We start from the raw sequence: 19402 nt of genomic DNA, 5'->3' as shown, positions 1-19402 counted from the left end.
GGGTGCACCGGATCTTGCTGATGACGGTGGCGTTGGCCGTCGCTACGGCACCATTCACCGCGCCTCCTGCCCTGGCAATCACTCCGCCCCCGATCGACCCGGGAGCGCTGCCGCCGGACGTGACCGGACCCGATCAGCCCACCGAACAGCGCGTCCAATGCTCGGGCCCCACGGTCCTGCCGGATTCCACCTTCCACGATCCGCCGTGGAGCAACTCCTACATCGGTGTCGCCGAAGCCCACAAGTTCGCCACCGGTGCGGGGGTCACCGTCGCCGTGATCGACACCGGCGTCAACGCCTCGCCCCGCGTGCCGGCCGAGCCCGGCGGCGACTTCGTCGACCAGGCCGGCAACGGACTGTCCGACTGTGACGCCCACGGCACCCTCACCGCGGCCATCATTGGCGGCCGACCCGCCCCCACCGACGGGTTCATCGGCGTCGCGCCGGACGTTCGGCTGCTCTCCATTCGCCAGACCTCAGAGGCCTTCGAACCCGTTGGCACGCAATCGAATCCGAACGATCCCAACGCCACCCCGGCCGCCGGTTCGATCCGCAGCCTGGCCCGGGCGGTGGTGCACGCCGCCAACCTGGGCGCCAACGTGATCAACATCAGCGAAGCCGCCTGCTACAAGGTGACCAAGCCGATCGACGAGGCCAGCCTGGGTGCCGCGATCGACTACGCGGTGAACGTCAAAAACGCGGTGGTCGTCGTCGCGGCCGGCAACACCGGCGGCGACTGCGCGCAGAACCCGCTTCCTGATGCGGCCAATCCCGGCGACCCGCGCGGGTGGAACAAGGTGCAGACCGTCGTCACCCCGGCGTGGTACGCCGGATCGGTGATCGCTGTCGGTGGGATCGGTCAAACGGGCGTCCCCAGTACCTTCTCGATGCATGGACCGTGGGTCGACGTGGCGGCTCCCGCGGAGAACATCGAATCACTCGGCGACCGTGGCGACCCGGTCAACGCGCTGCAGGGCAAGGAAGGCCCAGTGCCGATCGCCGGCACGTCGTTCGCCGCGGCCTTCGTCTCGGGGGTGGCGGCGCTGGTGCGGCAACGGTTTCCGGAATTGACCGCACCCCAGGTGATGCAGCGGATCGAGGCTACCGCGCGACACCCGGGTGGGGGGGTGGACGACCTGGTCGGTAACGGCGTCGTCAACGCGCTCGCGGCGTTGACCTGGGACATCGTGCCTGGCCGCGGCACCATGCCCTACAACGTTCGCCGGATGCCCCCGCCGGTGTTGGCGCCCGCCCCGGACCGGCTGCCGATCACCGTGGTCACCCTGGCGATCGGTGGTCTGCTAGTGGCTCTGGCGCTCGGCTCACTGGCCGCGCGGGCGTTGAGGCGCCGGCGATGACGAGCCCGGTCCGCCTCAAGTTCACCACCGGGCACACACTGGTGTTGGCGGTGCTGGCACCGGCGGCCATCTTGTGGTTCCTGCCGACGAGATATTGGTGGACCGGCATTGCGCTGGCCTCGTTGGGTGCCGTCATCGCGTTCGTCACGTTCTTCGGACGCCGCATGACCGGTTGGGTGGCAACGGTTTTCGCGTGGCTGCGCCGTCGCCGCAAACCACCGGACATTCCGTCCGAGCCCGAGGTCGGGGCCACCGTGAAACCGGGCGATCACGTCGCGGTCCGGTGGCGACGCAGCCACCTGATCGCCGTCATCGAGCTCAAGCCGCGACCGTTCACCCCGACGGTGATCGTCGACGGGAAGGCCCACACCGATGACGTGCTGGACACCCGACTGCTGGAACACCTGCTGGAAGTGCACTGCCCGGATCTCGAGGCCGATATCGTCTCGGCCGGCTTCCGGGTCGGCAGAGCCGCCAGCCCGGACGTGGTGAATCTGTATCAGCAGGTGATCGGCGCCGATCCGGCCCCGGCGCATCGCCGGAGCTGGATCATGCTGCGTGCCCACCCGGAACTCACTCGCAAGTCTGCTCAGCGCCGGGACGAGGGCGTCGCCGGCCTGGCGCGCTACTTGGTGGCCTCGGCGACCCGCATCGCCGACAACCTGGCCAGCCACGGCGTGGACGCGGTGTGCGGGCGCAGCTTCGATGACTATGACCACGCCATCGACATCGGCTTCGAGGGCTTCGTGCGGGAGAAGTGGTCGATGATCAAGGGACGCGACTCCTACACCGCGGCTTACACCGCCCCGGGCGGCCCGGACCTGTGGTGGTCGGCGCGGGCCGACCGCACGGTTACCCGGGTGCGCATCAGGCCCGGCATGCCGCCGCGGGCGACGGTGCTGCTCACCACGACGGGCAAACCCAAGACACCACGCGGCTTCACCCGGCTGTACGGCGGCCAGCGCCCGGCCCTGACCGGCCAGAACCTCGTCGCCGACCGGCACTGTCAGCTTCCGATCGGGTCGGCCGGCGTGCTGGTCGGCGAAACGGTGAACCGGTGCCACGTGTACCTGCCCTTTGACGACATCGACGCCAGCCTCAACCTGGGTGACGCCCAGACGTTCACCCAGTTCGTGGTGCGCGCTGCGGCGGCGGGGGCGCACGTGACCGTCGGGCCGCACTTCGAGGAGTTCGCGCGGCTGATCGGCGCGCAGGTGGGTCCGGTGGCCAAAGTGGTTTGGCCGAACGCGACCACCTATCTCGGCCCGCACCCCGGGGTGGACAAAGTCGTCCTGCGCCACAACATGGTCAGCACGCCGCGTCACCGTCAGTTGCCGATCCGCCGTGTTTCCCCGCCCGAGGAAAGCCGCTACCAACTGGCCTTACCGACGTAGCGATCGTTGACGATTATTGGTGCAAGAACCTCGAATTTTAGCGACGATAATGGTTAGAGCATTAAGGAGGACGATCCGATATGACTCAGCCGCAGACCGTCAACGTGGATCAGCAGGAGATTCTGTCGCGGGCAAACGAGGTCGAAGCGCCGATGGCCACCCCGCCCAACAACGCACCGACGGCACCGTGCGGTCTCACCGCTGCCAAGAACGCGGCCCAACAACTCTCGTTGTCGGCCGGCAATATGGTGGACTTTCTTGGTGCAGGGCACCGGGAGCGGCAGCGTCTGGCGACGTCCTTGCGCAACGCGGCCAAGGCTTACGGGGACGTCGATGAAGAAAGTGCGCAGGCTCTGGACAGCGACGGCGGAGAGGTGGCCGGAGAGTCCGCGGGCGGCGCGGGCGGCGACAGCTCGGCCAGCCTGCAGGACACCGCGCAGGTAGCCGGCGCCGGTGACGACGGTTTCACCGACCTCAAGGCCGCCGCTACGAAACTCGAGTCCGGTGACCAGGGTGCGTCGCTGGCCGGCTTTGCCGACGCATGGAACCAACTCAGCTTCGCCCTGCAGGGCGACACCAAGCGATTCCGCGTCTTCGAGAACTGGACGGGTGACGCCGCCACGGCGTGCGAGGCATCGCTGGATCAGCAGCGGGAGTGGATCACCCACATGGCCAAATTGGCGACCTCGCTGGCCAAGCAGGGACAGTACATCGCCCAGCTACAGGTGTGGGCCAGGCGGTCGCATCCGACGTTGGCCGACATCGCGAAACTTGAAGAGCTGTCCAAGGATCCGGCCTACAAGGACCAGGCCATCAAGCTGTACGCGGAGTACCAGACCAAGTCCGAAGAGGTGCTCAACGAGTACAACACCAAGGCGCAACTGGAAGCGGTGAACCCGCCCAAGCCACCGGCCGCCGTCAAGATCGACCCGCCACCGCCGCCGCAGACACCGGGCCTGATTCCCAACCAGGTGATGCAGGCCGCCGCCATGGCCGGCGGCGGCGCCGGATCCGGTATGCAGGCGCCGATGATTCCGCCCACCGGAGGTGGTGCCGGTGGCGGCATGCCGTCAGGCGTGGGCGCGGACCTGGCCTCCGCTCGGGAAGCCGCTGCCAGCTTGGGCAAAGAGCCTGGGATGAAACCGATGTCGCTCGGCGGCGGCGGTGGCGGTGGGATGCCGTCGATGCCGCTGGCGCCGGCGACTGGTGGCCTGGATGCCGGCGAATCGGTGCGGCCCGCGGGCGCAGGCGAGCTCGGCGGCGTCGGTCAGAGCGGTGCCGCGGGTCGTGGCGCGGCCTCCGGCGGCGGCATGGGCATGCCGATGGGTGGGCACGGCCAGGGCGGGGGAGGGTCCAAATCCAAAGGCGCACAACAGGATGACGAAGCGCTCTACACCGAAGACAGGGCGTGGACCGAAGCTGTTATCGGTCAACGCCGCCGGCAAGACATGAAGGAGTCGAAGTGACCGACATGGAGATGGAACCGCATGTCGCGGCGGCCCTGGCGCTGGCAGCGCGGTTTCAGCAGGCCCTGGAGGGCACGCTGAACCGGATGAACAACGGCAACTTCCGGGGCGAAGACGAAGCCGAGACGGTCGAGGTGACCATCAACGGGCACCAGTGGCTCACCGGTGTGCGCATCAACGAGGGCCTGATCAAGGAGCTGGGCGCCGAGGTCGTCGGGGCGCGGATCAACGAGGCCCTGCAGAACGCGCAGCAGGCGGCGATGCAGTACAACTCGGCCGCCGGCGAACAGCTCACCGCGGCGCTTGAGGCCATGACCAAGGCCGCGGGGAATAACCACGGCTGAAATGCGCGTGAGTGTCCGCGTTTGTACAGCGACACGCCGTGGCATTGTGCGTACCTTCGCGCCAAGTCGGCGCCGGATCAATTGGCGAATGTGTACTGCCGATTAACCGGCCATCGAAGCCCGAAATTGCCGCAGCCAGCACACTTTAGCCTCAGTTAGGCTTGGTAATCAGATACCTAATCGGCAGTCGCGGCGACGTGCGGCCGCCGTTGCAAGGAGAGTAGGCAATGGGCATTCCCCGACCGACAGGCGAATATGCCAGTCAGATGCTGGAGGGCGGCTGGCCCGAGGCCGACGAGGACACCTTCTACGACCGCGCCCAATCCTTCAACGCGATGCTGCACAAGGTCACCGACGTCATCGACGCCGCCCGCCACCAGCAGGTCGAGGTGTTCCACGGCGGCGTCTGGACCGGCGGCGCCGCCGGGGCCGCCAACGGCGCCCTCGGCACGAATCTCAACGAAATGGGCACGCTGCAGGATTACCTCGCCACCGTTATCACCTGGCACCAGCACGTCGGCAATTTGATCGCAGCAGCGAAATCGGAAATCGGCAACAATGTCGACGGCACCCACCGGGAAATCTCCATCCTGGAGAATGACACCGAGCTCGAGCCCGAGGAGCGGCAGAACGCAATCAATGCACTCGTCCGGGCGGCCCGCCAGGCGAATGCCACTTTGATCGCCGAAGCCGCCGAGCAGGTGCTGGAGTCCAGGAATTGGAAGCCGCCGCACAATGCGCTCGAGGAATTGCTGCGCCAGGTGACCCCGCCGACGCCGGAAGTGCCGACCCTGGTGGTGCCCACGCCGGGCACGCCGACTCCGGTCGGCCCGGCCCCCACGCCGTTCGAGCCGGTGCCGGCCAACCCGTACGACCCGCTGAACCCCCGAACACCGGTGAACCCGATAACGCCCAGGCCGTTCGAGCCGGTGCCGGCCAACCCGTACGACCCGCTGAACCCCCGAACACCGGTGAACCCGATAACGCCCAGGCCGTTCGAGCCGGTGCCGGCCAACCCGTACGACCCGCTGAACCCGGCGCTGCCGGTGAACCCGGCGAACCCGTCGACGCCTATCACGCCCATCCCGCCGCTCAACCCGTCGACGCCCGTGACCCCGGTCAATCCGTCGATTCCGGCTAATCCGGTCACTCCGGTCAATCCGAAGCCCGACGACAAGCCCGCCAACCCGACCACGCCTACTCCGAGGCCGGCACCGGCGCCCGCGCCGTCCCCGGGTAGCCCGGCCACGGAAGTGACCCCGGCACCCGCACCCGCACCCGCACCCGCACCCGCGCCGGCTCCCGCACCGGTCGGTCCGCCGTCCCCAGGCCAGCCGTCGTTGCCCACCGATCCGGGCACGCCGTCGACGCCGTCCACCCCGGGTACCGACACCCCGCACGTCAAGCCCGCCGCCGCCGTGGACGCGCCGGCGCATCCCGGACAGGCGGCCGGCTCTGGCCCGTCGCATCGCGGTGACGATGCCTCCCCGGCCATGGCACCGGCGGCGGCGACCGGCATTCCGGCGGCGGCGCGTTCCTCCTCGACCGGGCTGGGAATGGGAGCCGCATCCTCGGGTGCGGCGCCCACCGCGGGCGCGGGAGCAGCATCAGGCGTCGGATCGCGTGCCGCGAGCGGGCGGGCGCCGTTGGGTGCGGCCGGCCGAGCACCGGGGACCGCGACACCTCGCGCGGCGTCGGCCCACTCCGCCGCACCGGCCCGCCCGGCTCCGCCCGAGCGCAAGGACGACACGCAGAAAGACAAGAACCCGCCGGCCGACGACGTCACGGCGTTGCCGTCGGTTCCGGTTTCGGCGGCCCGGGCCGCGCGCGACGCGGTGGCCGCAGCTTCGGCTCGCGGCGCCAAAAAGGACCCGCTGCGGTTGGCGCGCCGGGTCGCGGCGGCGCTCAACGCCCGAGACAGCGGCGGTGACGATGACTACGGCTTCTTCTGGGTCACCGCTGTCACGACCGACGGGGAGATCGTGGTGGCCAACAGCTACGGTCTGGCCTACATCCCGGAAGGTGTCGAGCTGCCTGCCAAGGTGCACTTGGCCAGTGCCGACCGCAATGTGCCCGTCGACGAAAAGGCCCGCAGCGCAACCTATCCGGCGATGGCGATTCAGTGCTGGGCCGCGTTCCACGACCTCAAGCTGCGCGCCGTGATCGGCACCGCCGAACAGTTGGCGAACACCGACGTGGGTGCGGCCAAGGTCATCCTCGAAGACGACGACATCCCGGAGAGCGGCAAGATGGTCGGCCGGCCGCGGTTGGAAGTCGTGGACCCCTCGGCCGCGGCTCAGCTGCAGGAGACCGATGATCTACATCTGGTGGACCTGCTGCCGCCCGCGCCGGCGGATGCCAAAGCACCCGACGACGAGCGGCACATGCTCTGGTTCGACCTGATGAAGCCGATGACCAGCACGGCAACCGGGCGTGAAGTCGCACACCTGCGAGCCTTCCATGCCTACGCCGCGCACAGCCGGGATCTGGCGCTGCACCAGGCCTACGCCGCGGCGGACCCGGAGGCGCAACGTCCGGCGGTCGTCGACTTCCTGTACTGGCGCTACGTGGCCGGACTGCTCGACAGCGCATTGACCGACATGTCCTGAGCGCCCGCGGCGCACGGCTGGCAAACCTCGACAAATTGCCGCACTGAGCGCTCCGGCAGAGCGGGTAAAATTTTCCCGATGGGAAACGTAGAGAAGGGACGCTGTGATGGCGGAACCGCTTGCCGTTGATCCCGGCCGCTTGATCGCCGCAGCGAGCAAACTCGGTGAACTGGTTTTCCCGGCTCCGCCGGCGCCGATGACCGTGACGGGCTCGGACGCGATGTCGGCGGCGATCAACCAGACCATGCCCGGCATCGAGTCACTCGTCAGCGAGGGCCTGCCCGGAGTCACCGCCTCCCTGAAGCGCACCGCGAGCAGCATGAGCGCTGCTGCCGACATCTACACCCGGGCCGATCAATCACTGGGACAGGCGCTTGCTCAGTACGGGTTCGGCGAGGAGGGGCAGTCGCTGAGCGCCAACGTGGCGACAGCCATGACCGGCCAGTCCAGTGGAGCGCTCGGTGCCGGCGCGGGTGCGGCCGCCGCAATGCTCGGCGGCCCGGCCGGCGCGGCGCAGCAATTGGTCGGTGCCGCCGCCTCCGGGGGGGCGGTGTCGCAAGTCGGCGCGGCGGCCAGTGCTCAGGCCGCAGCGCTGTCCCCGCAGATCGCCGCGACCATCCCGCAGCTGGTGCAACTCGCGCCGCTGGCACAGCAGATGGCGCCTATGGGCCAGCAGGTAGGCCAGAGCATCCAGCAGGCCGCATCGCAGGCGGGCCAGAGCGGCGGCAGCTCCGCTCAGCTCGCGAGTGACACCAAGCCCGCAGACGAAGAGACGAAAGACGACGACGGCAAGGGTGAGGGCGACGCTCCGGCAGCGGACGGCGCCGCAGCGGGCAGCGCCACGTTGGTCAGCGCGCCGGTGCAGGCCGCTGGGGGCGGCACGCCGGCGGCGGGTTCGGTCGCAGCCCCGATCTAGAAGCGCAGGTTGCGCACCATGTCGTAGACGCCGGTGATCCACAGCAGCAGCGGGATGATCGAGGCGACCACCGCACCGTCGATCAGCTCGGAGATGCGCTTCATCACCGGAGACAGCCGGCGAACCGGGGCCATGGCGCTGGTGATCAGCAACGCGATCACGAACAGCGCCAGGTAGCCGGCCAAAATCAGCCATGCCCACTGCGGGTACCAGAGGCTGAGCCGGACGGTCAGGCCGGTCGGAATCGCGACGGTCGCCGCCAGCAACGCCCAGGCGCACCAACGGTCGACGTAGAGCCGCGATCGGAATCCGGACAGCACAGTGAGCAGACCGGCCACCACCAGGCTGTGCGGGAAGAAGTGTCCGTGGACCACTACCGCGATCGCGCCGCAGGCCAGAATCACCGCACCCGCGGTCACGTAGCCGATCAGCAGTTGCTTAGCGAGCTTGCTCCGCTCGGTCAGACGCGTCGCGGATGCCGGCACCGACGCAATGATGGCCTGCCAGGTGGGCGTCTCGTCGTTGGTGGACTCGTCGGCGGTCACCGGGTCGAGCAGTTCCTCGTTGTCGACGGTCTCGCCCGGCACCGGGATCGGCGGCAACGCTATGCGGGCGACAGCGACGGTCAGCTTGGCCGCGGTGGTGATTACGAACAGCCCCAACGCGATGGCCCCCGCCGGCACCCACCGCTGGTAGCCGTAGCCGGTAGCCACCGAGGCGGCGATCACCGCGATCGTCGCGATGACGACGAACGAGCCCACCTCGTGACGATGGCGCGGACCGCCGCGCACCGCCAAAGTCAGGAACAACACCGCGGTGGCGGCCGCGGCCAGCTGCGGCGCCCCGAGCGTGCCGGCGCCCCGCGGCAACGGGACGGCGATGGCGGCAGCGGTGGCCAGCAGAGGGTATGCCGCGATCAGCAGGCATTCGGAGAGGTCGGCACGCTGGTAGAACCGCTTTGCCACGAAGGAGGCCACCAGAATCAGGACCGCGACCACCGCCATCGCCACCGGCCAATACCAGTGGCGCCCGGTGACCCACCAGGCCCGCATCGCGACGGCGGTGATGGGCAGGGTCAAGATCGGGATCGCGACGGCGATGAAGCGATCGACAGCCGTCCGGTCGAATTCGGGTGATTCGTCGAGTACCGCGATCGCGTCGATGACGTCTTCGACCAGCGGGCGGTATCGCTCGGTCCGGCTGGCTGAGACCAGCGTCAGTAACGATCCGTCGACCACTCCGGCCTCGTCGAGTGACTGGTCGAGCTTCAGTGGCGGGGAACCGGGCCGGGCGAAAGTCCAGACTCCCTGCGCGTCGAAGTCGAACCCGGCCAGTACATCGGCCGGGGTGTCTTCCAGCAGATCGGCCAGCACCGAGACGGTTTCGTCGATGTAGATGCCCATCGGCGTCGTGGCCGGCAGCACCAGATCGGTCATCCGTCTACCGGTGAGGATGGTGACGCGTGTGGTCGCGGGCCGGGCGGGGGCAGCCCCCGCGGCGGTCGAGCCGGCAGCTACAGCAGGTGCGCTCAACGACGTCCAGCCCTTTCAAAATCGTCGGACAGAGCCGCGGCCAGCTCGAGCACCCGCCGTTTGTAGACGGGGCTGAGCCGGTCGAGGTGAATCTCAGTACCTTCCGCGATGTGCTTGTCCCAGGGCAGCAGCACTACCCGGTTCGGTTTGACCAGCTGTTGGAACTGTCTCACCAACTTCTTCTCCGCGACGTTGGTTTCGCCAACCGCGACGTGATTGACGACGACGACGACACGGCTGAGTAGATCCTGGTAGCCGTTGTTACGCAACCATTCGAGGGCGCTCTCGGCTTGCCGCGCACTGTCCAGGGACACATTCGTCACGATCACGATCGCCGACGCCGTCTCCAGTACGCCCCGCGTTACCGGGTCGAACAGGCCGGGCCCGCAGTCTGCCAGCACCAGGTTGTAGAACTTCGAGACGGTGTCGACCGCGAAACGCAGGTCCTCGCCGCTGAGTCCGCGCTGGGCGGTGGTGTACTCCGCGGTCGGCAGGATCTCGAGGTTGTGGGCATTGACGCTGGTATGTGCCCGGACATCGTTGTAATGCGACAGATTCTCGTCGGCCACCAGGTCCACGATGGACGACGACGAGGTGCGACCCGCGCGCTCGGCCAGGTTGCCGCAGCCGGGGTCGGCGTCAAGGACCAGGATCCGGTCGCCGCGTACTTGGGCCAGCATCGTGCCCAGGGTGACCGTCGTGGTCGTCTTGCCGACGCCGCCCTTGAGGCCGAGCATTCCGATCTGATACGAGCCACGGGGCTGGCGGCTGACCCGCGCCCGCAACTCCAGTTCGTACTTCTCCTCGCGGGAGAGTCCGGCGTTGATCCGGGTGAATTTGTAGAGCGCGCGTCGCCAACCCCGCTGCGGCACATGTTTGGTTGGCCTGGGCGGGGGCTGTCTCGGCTCGGGCACCGCGACGGGCGCCATCGGCGGTTGTACCGGCGCCGGAGCAGTAGGTCGAGCCGGGGCCGGCGGCGCTCCCGCGGGCATCGGTGCCGCTGGTGTGGGTTGCGCGGGTGCTGGTACCGGTCTGGGTTCGACGAACCCGGGTGCCGGCCGCGGCCGCACCGGGATCGGACCAGAGGGAGCCCGGCGCCGGCCGCCCTGCCGGGGTGGCTGCGCCGTCGGCGGATGTCCCGGTTTCGGTTTGGGCGCGGCCGGCATCGGGACTCGGAAGTAGGTGCCGGCCTGCGGATCGGCTTCTCCGGACTCCGGGTCAGGAAGATAACGGTGACGGCGGCGCCCGGTGGCCGGTGGCGCTTCGGCCGCCGGCGGGGGCGGCGGGGGTTGTGGAGGCGGTCCTGGCGGGGGTACTCGGCGAACTGTCTCGGGCCGCCCGGGTGGCGCGTTACGAGTTGGTGCGTTGACCGGCATCGGGGTGGAGGAGCGGTCTCGCGGCCTCGGCGCGGACGCGGTGGGCGGGGGCGGTGGTGCGGGTTCACGCGGGGGCGGTGGTGCGGGTTCGCGCGGCGCGGGCGGTGCGGGCGGTGCGGGCGGTGCCGGTGGCGCCGGTGGCGCGGGTGGTGGTCCGCCGATCGGCATCGGGGGCCGGGCCGGCTTGGGCGTCGGTTCAGGGATAACCGGTTCAGGCTCGGTCGCAGCCGGCGGCGCGACGGACGGTGGCTCCGGGGTGAACTCCGGGAGTGCAGGCGGGGGCGGCGGCGGCGGACCGCCGATGGGCATCGGCGGCAGGGGAGACTTGGGCCCCGCCGCGGTGGGCCCGCTCGCCGGAGCCGCGGCCGGCGGCGGCTCGACGTCGACCCGCGGTGGCAACGGCGGCGGCTCGGGCGGCGCAGGAGTTGGGCCGCCGATGGGCATCGGCGGTAGCACGGGTGGTGGGGGAGGAGGCGGCTCTAGCGCAACGGGGGGAGGTGGCGGCGGCTGCGACCAATCGGGGGCAGCCCCGGCGTCGCCGTTGACGGCAGGTGGGCCGGCGAACGACGCATTCGGGTCGAAGAAGCTTTGTCCGGCATCGTCGTCGGGAAGGTCGGAATCCTCGGCGGGCCGAAAGAGCTTGTCATAGTCGGCCGGCATGAGAACCTCTCAGAAGTTCGCCAAATGAGGGAAGCACGAGAAGGGGCGAGATCCCCCGGATGGGTTGAACTCGCCCGATCTCGTGCTTCGAGATTCTACGCGTATAGAGACGCTTCTTATGCGAACAATCCGGTCACGCTGCCCTCGGTCGACTGCATGGCCTGGCTGGCCTCGCTGATCGTCCGGGCCAGGTTCTGCAGGGAGGTGTTGAGCTCCTGAGCGGTGCCGTCCCACTTCTGCTGAACGCTCTGGTAGGACTCCGAACCGCTACCACCCCACGCCGCGGCGAGCTTGGTCAGCGACTGCTTACCCTCGTCGAGCAGGGAGTGAATGCTGGACACGTTTCCCTGGATGGTGCTGGCCGCGGCCTCGATGCCGGCGAAATTCCACTGCTGTTCTGTCATGTCGTTGCTCCGTTTTCTGGTGGTATTTGGGGGATTTCTGTCAGATGCCCATTTGCGAGGACAGCGCCTGCTGCTGCTCCTCGTCGGCACGCTGGTACTGAACGCCGGCCTGACGGATGTTGGTCGAGATCTCGTCGAGCTCGGCCTTCTGCTTGTTGGCGGCTTCCTGGAAGCGCACGACGGCGGCCTGGGCTGCCTGGCCGGCGACACCGCGCCACTGAGCCTGCAGTGAACCCGCGGTGGACTCGATCTGGTCGATCTGGGTCTTCAGATCGCTGGAGATTCGCTCGAAGTTACCTGCCTCTTGCGCGAGGGCAGCGGCATCAGTCTTCATCTCTGCCATGCTGGACTACTTTCTCTCTTTCCATTCCTCGCCGTGGTTGGCAAGTCTTCCGGCCCGGTTGGCCGGGAAGTCTGTTGTGGCTGTGGGCCGGTCACCAGTCGTCCTCGTCGTCCCACAGGTCGTCTTCTTGTTCCTCGCGGTCCTGGGCGAGCGGCGCGGGGGCCGCCAGGCCCGGTCGGGAGCTACCGCCACCGCCATGCGCGCCCTGGCCCATGGCGCCCGCACCCACTGGGGCAGCACCGCTGGTGGCGGACTCGCCGGCGGCTGCCGCCGGCATCATCGCGGGGCCGACGGGCTTGTCGATCAGGCCGGTCATCAAGGGCGTGCGGGCCAAGGTGCCACCGGCACCGGGCAGCGCGTCGCCGCGCAGCAGTCCCGCGCCGACACTCGCGCCTGACCCACCCGCCAGGGGGTGGTTGGACAGCGGGCTAGCGCCGAGCAGGCCCATCTGAGCTCCGTCGTCGCCGAGTCCGGCTCCGGGGCCACCTGAGCTGCTGCCCATCTGGCCGAACATCGAGGTCATTTGCTGCGCCGGCTGGGCGAGTTGCTGCATCGGGCCGCTCAGTTCCGCGACCTGCCCCGCCGTGGCCTGCAGCTGGCTCGCGGTGAGGCTGCTCGGCATCGCCAACATCGGGGTCGACCCCATGCTCTGACTCATCCCCGGGTCGAGGATCGCCGCCATCGGCTCGATCTGGTCGAACATCGTGTTGGCCAGCGTCTCGGCCTGGTAGACGTCCATTGCGAGCGCGGCCTGCAGCCACATGCGCACGAAGTAGTCGATCTCGTTCAGCGCGATCGGGATCGTGTTGATGCCGAAGAAGTTGGTGGCCGTCAGCACCGCGGTGGTGACGTGGTTCATCGCGATCTCCGGCAACGACGGCGTGGTCGCCATCGCCTGGGTATAGGAGGCGGCCTGCGCGGTCGCCTGCATACCCCGGGTCTTCGCCTGCGTCGACGCGGTCTGCAGCCACGGAATCATCTGCTGGGCATTGGCGATCGCCTTGTCGCTGCTCCCGCCGGTCCACGCCTCGCCAAGTGAGTTCAGCCGCGCGGTCAACTCGACGGCCTGGGCGTCCAGTGCCGCGGAGAGTGCCTGCCAGCCCATGGCGGCGGCCAGCATGGGAGCGGGACCTGCTCCGGCCATCAGCCGTGCGGTATTCAGCTCCGGAGGCATGGCGTGCCAAAACATGTGATCAACTCCCCTCTGGTTCCTGTTCGGCGTTTACACCGGTGCGGGAAACGCTTTCCCATTTGTTCAGTTATGTCCGGTGTATTTGTCGTCCGGATTTAAACTTCGCCGTTTATAGCCGGAATAGCCGGTGGCTTAGCGTCCCCCTGGGGCTGGATTCCTCAGCTCCCGATCTGGCGCTGAAATAATCCTAACCGCGGGTGGGGGGTGGTCCGTGCACTTATTCTTGGAGCTCGTCAGGGGGCTCGATGTAGGGCGCCTGGATGACCTCCTTTCCGTCGGGTGACACGAGAAACGCCTGGCCAGGAGGCCGCCGCTTCACTTTGAACTCGCTGGAGGGGAACTCCTGTTTCTCGCCGGAGAGGAACATCGTCGGGGCGCCGGACCCGAAAGCGGCGCCGACGAACTTGTCCATCGTGGCCTTGTACGCCTGGCTCATCTGGCAGGTGACAATGATGTGCAGTCCGATATCCGCCGCGGCCGGTAATAGCGGAGCCAGCGGAGCCATCGGCGGCATGCCGCTGGCGGCGCCGACGATCATGTGCCAGTCGTCCACTAACAGCACAATGTCGGGTCCATTCCACCACGAACGCGAGCGCAGTTGCGCGGTCGTCAGATCGGGAGGCGGCAGCCGCTTTTTGAGATTGACCGCCAGCGCTTGCACGGCCTCGTCCAGGCTCTGGCTGTTGCGGTTGATGGCGCCGGCCTTCAGCAGGTGCGATTGCGGCACCGCGTCCAGCAGGCCGGAGCGGTAGTCGGCGAGCATGAACCGCACCTGGTCGGGACTGTTGCGGGCGCAGATCGCACGCGCGACGGCGTGGGCGATGGTGGTCTTGCCGGATTTCGCCGCCCCGAAGATCAGCAGATGCGGGTTGGAGTGCATGTGGCTGTAGGCCGGCGTCAGATCCGTCTCTCGCAGCCCGATCGGAACCTCCCAGCGGGTGCGGTAGTCCGACTCGGGGCCGGGCGGGTTCGGGTCGAGTTCGAAGAGGTGGATGCGCTCGGGCAACACCCGGACCGGGGGTGCTTTCTCGGTGGTCTGCGACGCGATGTGGTTGACCCCCGCGGTGATGGCGTCCACCAGGTTTTCGGTGCTGTGCACGCCGTCGAATCGGGGCACGCCGATCATCAGGTGGTGTTTCTCCATCGAGACCGCACGGCCCGGACGGTTCGCGGGGATCTCCCTGGTGATCCGGTCGATCTGGGTTTCGTTGACGTCGCCGAGCCGGAACTCGATCTTGGTGCCGAGGTAGTCGCGGATGCGTGACTTCAGCTCCGTCCATCGCGGCGTGGAGATGACGACGTGTACGCCGAAGGCCAGACCCTGCGCGGCCAGGTCCTGCACCGCGCCCTCGAGTTCGCTGAACTCGCTGACGAACCCCGGCCAGCCGTCGATGACGAGAAAAACGTCGCCGTAGGGGTCGGCCGCGACCGGTTGGTTCGGGTCGTCCCGCAGCTGGCGGTACATCGCCATCGAGCCCACCCGGTGCTCCTTGAACATCTGCTCCCGTTGCCGCATGACGGTCTGCATCTCGGCGACCACCCGCTGGACCTTGTCGGGCTCGGAGCGGTTGGCGATGCCCCCGACGTGCGGCAGGTTCTCCAGGTAGATCAGGCCGCCGCCGCCGAGGTCGATGCAGTAGAACTGCACGTTGCGTGGCGAGTGGGTGGCTGCCGCCGACATGATGAGTGTCTGCAGCAGCGTCGACTTGCCAGTCTGGGGCGCGCCCCCGATGGCGATATTGCCGCCCGCTCCCGAGACGTCGACGCCCCACACGTCCTGCAGGTGTCGGCGCGGCTCGTCCATGATCCCGAGCGGAAACCGCAACGGTTGCCGGCGGTCGCGGGCGACGAGCTCGTTGAGCGGCGTCGGGTCGGCCAGCGGGGGCAGCCACATCTTGTAGGCCCGCGATTCGCCGGTGCCGAGCTGGTCGAGCACCACCTCACGCAGGGCGCGTACCTCGGTATCGGTCATCTGCGCCGCTCCTCCTGATCGCTGCGTCCTCCGCAAGCGGGTGGGGGTACCTCCCACTTGCGGGGGCGTGCCCCCACCGCACCGTCGCCGGCGGTCATGGAATCAGCGCTCCGTCACCGTTCGGGGGTGTTGCCGCCTCGATTACCGGAGCTGCGGTGAACTGGTGGATCTTCACGGATTGCTTGACGGCCTGACCGCTGCGCTTACTGCCGTCACCGTTGGTTTGGGCCTTCGCTGGCGGGATGTAGGGGCCCCCGATGTAGAAGGTGCTGAACTTCACCGGGTCCTCCATGCCGACTCGCAGGAATCCGACGCCGCTTTCCTTATTGGTGATGTACTGCGCCTCCGGCGTCCCGATGACCGCCTTGGACTCGTGAGAGCTGGTGGTACGCAGCGCGATTCGGTAAGTCAGGTTGGGTTCGAGTTTGTCGATGCGGGCACCGCCGGTCTGCAGCGACTGGGTGGCTAGAAGCAGATGCACCCGAAGCGACCGGCCCACCCGGCAGATCCGGTCGAACAGCCCGATGAAGTCCGGGTGGCTCTGCAATAGTTCGGCGAACTCGTCGACCACCACGAAAAGCGTTGGCAATGGCGCCAAGTCGGCCCCACGCTCGCGGTACTTCTCGTATTCGGCGACACCGGACAGGGCACCGGCGGCACCGACCTGCATACCGGCCTGCCGAAGGATGTTCTGACGCCGGTCGAGTTCGCCGGTCAGCACTTCACCCATGCGGCTGACCAGTTCGGCTTCCTCGGCCATGTTGGTGACGACGGCGGCGGTATGCGGAAGCTTCTCCATGCCCAGGAACGTCGAACCGCCCTTGAAGTCGGTGAGCAGCAGGTTGACCTGATCGGGGTGCGTCATGGCGACCAAAGACAGGATCAGGGTGCGCAGGAATTCGGACTTGCCCGACCCCGTGGTGCCGATCAGCATGCCGTGCGGTCCGGCGCCGAACTCCGCACCCTCCTTGATGTCGAGATACATGATGTTGCCGGTCTTGAGCTCGTGACCGAACGGGATCTTGAGGCGGTCCCGGTCGGTGTCGGTGTACATCCGCCAGCGGCTGGGCACGATCTCCTCGACGCTCTTGGCGCCGACCATCTGGTGCCACTCGGTGACGACCTTCTTCTGCACCCGCTGCGTCTTGTCGAGAATGGTGCCGGTGATGGACCAGCCGGCCAGTTTGCGCGCGACGCGGGTGGCTTCCAGCGGCGTCATGCTGTCCGCGGTCGAGGTCACCAACCGGAACTGCTGGCCGGGCAGCCGGTCTTCGGCGGACCCGTCCTCGTTGGCCCGGATGCGGTAGGCCGACCCGCGGTGGTTGCCCAGGGTGACCACCGTGACGCCGGCCCGCCCGTCGGGTGGGAAACCGGCCTTGCCGCCGGTGAGGTCGACGACGACGACATAGGGCCCGGTGGGCAGGGTGTCGGGTGCGTGCGGACCGCGGGCGGCCAGATCGGCCAGGCCGTCCGGCCGGGTGTAGATCATCCGGACCGGCCCCGCGGCGTCGGTTTCGGTCTGGTGCTGAACGTGCGGGAGCCATTTGAGCCAGGACCAGTCGGGGTCATCCGGGTTCTCGGTGAGCACCCGGATCTGCAGCAGGTCCGGTGGATGAAAAACCGCCAGGTGGCAGATCATCGCGGCCAGCATCCGGTCGGCATTGGGCCGGTGACCACCCAGCGCGATCGTCGGAAAGGTGCGCAGCTGAAGCAGTTTCGGGCAGTCGTGAATAAGGCCGTGGGTGCGCAGGAACTTGACCACCCACATATGGCTGACCGGCTCCAGATACGGCTGCGGCGCCGCCGCCGAGGCCGCGAGTTCACCGCCGACGGCGGGCTTCAGCAGACGGTCCACCGCCGGCTGGTCGCCGATCCCGATGCGGGTGGCCGCGTAGAAGTCGCTGTTGGCCGGGCGCGACCACTGTCGTTGCGTCCCGACGATCGACAGCAGATCGTCCGGATGCGGTGCGTGGTAGCTGAAGAAGGCGACCTGAGAGGTGGCCGAGGAGGTCACCCGGCCACGCAGCCCGGCCAGGTAGCGCAGGTATTCCTTGCGGTCGGCGTTGATCTCCGGCACCTTCTTGCCGCCGCCGCCGGTGCCGCCGGCCATGCCACCGACCATCATCACGACCATCATCAGCGGCATCATCAGCATGTAGGGCGACAGCTGCTTGGTGCCGCCGGCCAGCATGATCGCGATCATGCCGACCATCGCTCCACCCATCACATAGGGAAGCGCCTTCTGGACGCCCGAGGGCGGGATGTCGACGCCGAGGTCATCCGGCGGGGTGAGGCTGATCTCGCCCGGCGTCAGTCGCGGTCCGCGGGTGATCGTCGGGGTGAACTTCTTCGTTGTCATCGTTCGTCCAATGTCGTCATCGTTGCGATGTCATTGCGGCGCTCCGGGTGTGCCGCCCGGGACCTTTCGCGGGGTCGGGTCGGCGGGCAGCGTCTCGTGCTCGAGCATCGCCGCCTCCTTGGAGAGCACCGGGCCGTCCACCAGCAGCCGGATGATTTCCCACGGCGCGGTTTTCGGCCCACTCAGACCCAGCGCCTTGGCCGAATCGGCGTTCGGCACCCCGTAGCGCACTCCCTCCGGGTCGATGTAGTACATCGATTCGCCGTACCGCGGGTCCGGCGACTGCAGCTGCACGAACTTACCGCCGTCAATGTAAACCGTTGCGCTGCCCTGGATTTGCTTGATTCCGTTGTTCATCAACGACGCCGGGATCGGGAGGTGACGCCCGGACAGGACGGTGGTCTTGGGTGCCTGGTCACCGGCCGAGCGTTCCCAGCTCCAGCACAGTGTCGGTTCGTCCGGTCGCGACAAGATCTTCAGCGGCTCGTTCGGCAGCGGCGAGGGGTACACCCGTTCCGGTATCCGCACGACCAGGCTCGGCACCACCGCGGGGGGCGCGACCAGACCGTGAGATTGGGTGGCGCGCAGGGCCGCTGCGGTGGTCGAGTTCACCATGGCGATGCCGTCGGGCAACACGACGTAGTACTGCGGGCCCTTTTCGGCGTGGATCTGGAATACCGAACCGATCACCAGATCGTCCGACAGGCCGAGGCTGTTGGGCGCGCCAGCAAAGGGTATCGGGGGCAGTTGCCAGGCCCCCTGGCTGGGCAAAGCGTTGAACATGCCCTCGGAGATGGGAACCGCCTTGGCGGTGACTGGTATGCCCATCGCCGACGTCAGCGCGCGATCAGCGAGATCGATGGAGTGGCGACCCTTTTCGGTGACGATCCATTCCTGGCCCTGATAGCTCGCCAGCATGGCCTCGTTGGACTCGACCGGGTCGATCGAGGGGTCGATCTGCAGCGGCATCGCGATCACCGAGGTCTGGATCGCCGGGGACGCGGTGTCGGCCCGGGCAACGGTGTCACACAATGTCCAGATCGAGGCGCTGCCGCCGGCTACCGGAGTGGCGTAGGGCGCACCCGGTATTCCGAGTGTCTGGCCGAGGGGTAGCTTGCTCAGTTCGGAAGACTTCACGGTGGCCGGACTCGACGGGCTGCCCAGCACCAGTCGCGCGGAGGTCAGGTTGTAGACCGGGTGCAGTTGTCCCGAGATGATCACGTACAGCTCGTTGGTCGCACGATCGGTGAGCAGCGTGGTGCCGCCGAGTTTGCCCTGGGGTTTGAAGAACGCCAACAGTCCGGCGCCCGCCAAGACGATGACGGCGATGACCACACCGAGCCACACCGAGCGGCTGTAGAACTGAAGGGGATCGTCGAACATGCGGGTGTCGCGCCGCACGATGGCGTGCTCGACTCGGCGAAGCAGGAATCGCCAGCCGCTAACCTGAACCTTGGTGGTCAGGCGAAGCCCCATG

The 19402-nt window shown here is 68.0% G+C and carries 14 protein-coding genes; 6 read left to right on the top strand and 8 right to left on the bottom strand.

Annotated features, from left to right (window positions below; genetic code table 11):
• Positions 1 to 2 precede the first annotated feature (2 nt).
• The 6 genes from mycP (at position 3) to JX552_RS30520 (ending at position 8087) form a co-directional block, all read left to right on the top strand.
• Positions 3 to 1358 (top strand): type VII secretion-associated serine protease mycosin, encoded by a 1356-nt coding sequence (mycP, locus tag JX552_RS30545; protein WP_205875502.1) that lies wholly within the window; start codon positions 3 to 5, stop codon positions 1356 to 1358.
• A complete protein-coding gene (eccE, locus tag JX552_RS30540) occupies positions 1355 to 2752 on the top strand; it encodes a type VII secretion protein EccE (protein WP_205875501.1) in 1398 nt (465 codons plus the stop codon). The genes mycP and eccE overlap by 4 nt, the downstream gene beginning before the upstream one ends.
• 80 nt (positions 2753 to 2832) lie before the next feature.
• Entirely contained in the window at positions 2833 to 4218 is a 1386-nt protein-coding gene (espB, locus tag JX552_RS30535; protein WP_205875500.1) for an EspB family ESX-1 secretion system-associated protein, read from the top strand.
• A gap of 5 nt (positions 4219 to 4223) precedes the next feature.
• Positions 4224 to 4562, top strand: a complete 339-nt coding sequence (locus JX552_RS30530) for a YbaB/EbfC family nucleoid-associated protein (RefSeq protein WP_431196022.1) — start codon at positions 4224 to 4226, stop codon at positions 4560 to 4562.
• Between the two features lie 227 nt (positions 4563 to 4789).
• Positions 4790 to 7171, top strand: coding sequence for a secretion protein EspK (locus JX552_RS30525; protein ID WP_205875498.1), 2382 nt, complete (start codon positions 4790 to 4792; stop codon positions 7169 to 7171).
• A gap of 106 nt (positions 7172 to 7277) precedes the next feature.
• Complete coding sequence (locus JX552_RS30520) at positions 7278 to 8087, top strand: hypothetical protein (protein WP_205875497.1); 810 nt, start codon at positions 7278 to 7280, stop codon at positions 8085 to 8087.
• On the opposite strand, the gene eccD is transcribed toward JX552_RS30520, so the two are convergent.
• The 8 genes from eccD to eccB all read right to left on the bottom strand — a co-directional run bounded on the left by eccD (position 8084) and on the right by eccB (position 19401).
• Positions 8084 to 9619 (bottom strand): type VII secretion integral membrane protein EccD, encoded by a 1536-nt coding sequence (eccD, locus tag JX552_RS30515; protein ID WP_205875496.1) that lies wholly within the window; start codon positions 9617 to 9619, stop codon positions 8084 to 8086. The two genes, JX552_RS30520 and eccD, sit on opposite strands and share 4 nt — an antisense overlap.
• Positions 9616 to 11655, bottom strand: a complete 2040-nt coding sequence (locus tag JX552_RS30510; RefSeq protein ID WP_205875495.1) for a MinD/ParA family ATP-binding protein — start codon at positions 11653 to 11655, stop codon at positions 9616 to 9618. The genes eccD and JX552_RS30510 overlap by 4 nt, the downstream gene beginning before the upstream one ends.
• 116 nt (positions 11656 to 11771) lie before the next feature.
• Positions 11772 to 12059: a WXG100 family type VII secretion target gene (locus JX552_RS30505; protein ID WP_069435632.1), complete on the bottom strand. Its 288-nt coding sequence runs from the start codon at positions 12057 to 12059 to the stop codon at positions 11772 to 11774.
• A 40-nt stretch (positions 12060 to 12099) separates the two neighbouring features.
• Entirely contained in the window at positions 12100 to 12402 is a 303-nt protein-coding gene (locus JX552_RS30500; protein ID WP_065136810.1) for a WXG100 family type VII secretion target, read from the bottom strand.
• 91 nt (positions 12403 to 12493) lie between these two features.
• On the bottom strand, positions 12494 to 13591 hold the full coding sequence (locus JX552_RS30495; RefSeq protein ID WP_205875494.1) for a PPE family protein: 1098 nt from the start codon (positions 13589 to 13591) through the stop codon (positions 12494 to 12496).
• A gap of 220 nt (positions 13592 to 13811) precedes the next feature.
• The gene (gene eccCb / locus JX552_RS30490) at positions 13812 to 15566 is read right to left on the bottom strand and encodes a type VII secretion protein EccCb (RefSeq protein ID WP_205875493.1); all 1755 of its coding nucleotides are present in this window, start codon (positions 15564 to 15566) and stop codon (positions 13812 to 13814) included.
• 94 nt (positions 15567 to 15660) lie between these two features.
• Positions 15661 to 17925 (bottom strand): type VII secretion protein EccCa, encoded by a 2265-nt coding sequence (gene eccCa / locus JX552_RS30485; protein WP_205875492.1) that lies wholly within the window; start codon positions 17923 to 17925, stop codon positions 15661 to 15663.
• 30 nt (positions 17926 to 17955) lie between these two features.
• A complete protein-coding gene (gene eccB, locus JX552_RS30480; RefSeq protein ID WP_205875491.1) occupies positions 17956 to 19401 on the bottom strand; it encodes a type VII secretion protein EccB in 1446 nt (481 codons plus the stop codon).
• Between the last annotated feature and the right edge of the window lies 1 nt (position 19402).

It is taken from the genome of Mycobacterium gordonae (genome assembly GCF_017086405.1).
GTDB lineage: Bacteria > Actinomycetota > Actinomycetes > Mycobacteriales > Mycobacteriaceae > Mycobacterium > Mycobacterium gordonae_D.
The sequence above is the reverse complement of the archived record's forward strand: the minus strand, read 5'-3'. Positions and strand labels throughout refer to the sequence as shown.

Bases quoted from the DNA above. Each gene is read 5' to 3' on its own strand.
- JX552_RS30500 (WP_065136810.1), bottom strand. From the start codon at position 12,402: ATGGCAGAGATGAAGACTGATGCCGCTGCCCTCGCGCAAGAGGCAGGT.
- espB (WP_205875500.1), top strand. From the start codon at position 2,833: ATGACTCAGCCGCAGACCGTCAACGTGGATCAGCAGGAGATTCTGTCG.
- JX552_RS30510 (WP_205875495.1), bottom strand. From the start codon at position 11,655: ATGCCGGCCGACTATGACAAGCTCTTTCGGCCCGCCGAGGATTCCGAC.
- JX552_RS30530 (WP_431196022.1), top strand. From the start codon at position 4,224: ATGGAGATGGAACCGCATGTCGCGGCGGCCCTGGCGCTGGCAGCGCGG.
- JX552_RS30495 (WP_205875494.1), bottom strand. From the start codon at position 13,591: ATGTTTTGGCACGCCATGCCTCCGGAGCTGAATACCGCACGGCTGATG.
- JX552_RS30505 (WP_069435632.1), bottom strand. From the start codon at position 12,059: ATGACAGAACAGCAGTGGAATTTCGCCGGCATCGAGGCCGCGGCCAGC.
- JX552_RS30520 (WP_205875497.1), top strand. From the start codon at position 7,278: ATGGCGGAACCGCTTGCCGTTGATCCCGGCCGCTTGATCGCCGCAGCG.
- eccCa (WP_205875492.1), bottom strand. From the start codon at position 17,925: ATGACAACGAAGAAGTTCACCCCGACGATCACCCGCGGACCGCGACTG.
- JX552_RS30525 (WP_205875498.1), top strand. From the start codon at position 4,790: ATGGGCATTCCCCGACCGACAGGCGAATATGCCAGTCAGATGCTGGAG.
- eccCb (WP_205875493.1), bottom strand. From the start codon at position 15,566: ATGACCGATACCGAGGTACGCGCCCTGCGTGAGGTGGTGCTCGACCAG.
- eccB (WP_205875491.1), bottom strand. From the start codon at position 19,401: ATGGGGCTTCGCCTGACCACCAAGGTTCAGGTTAGCGGCTGGCGATTC.
- eccE (WP_205875501.1), top strand. From the start codon at position 1,355: ATGACGAGCCCGGTCCGCCTCAAGTTCACCACCGGGCACACACTGGTG.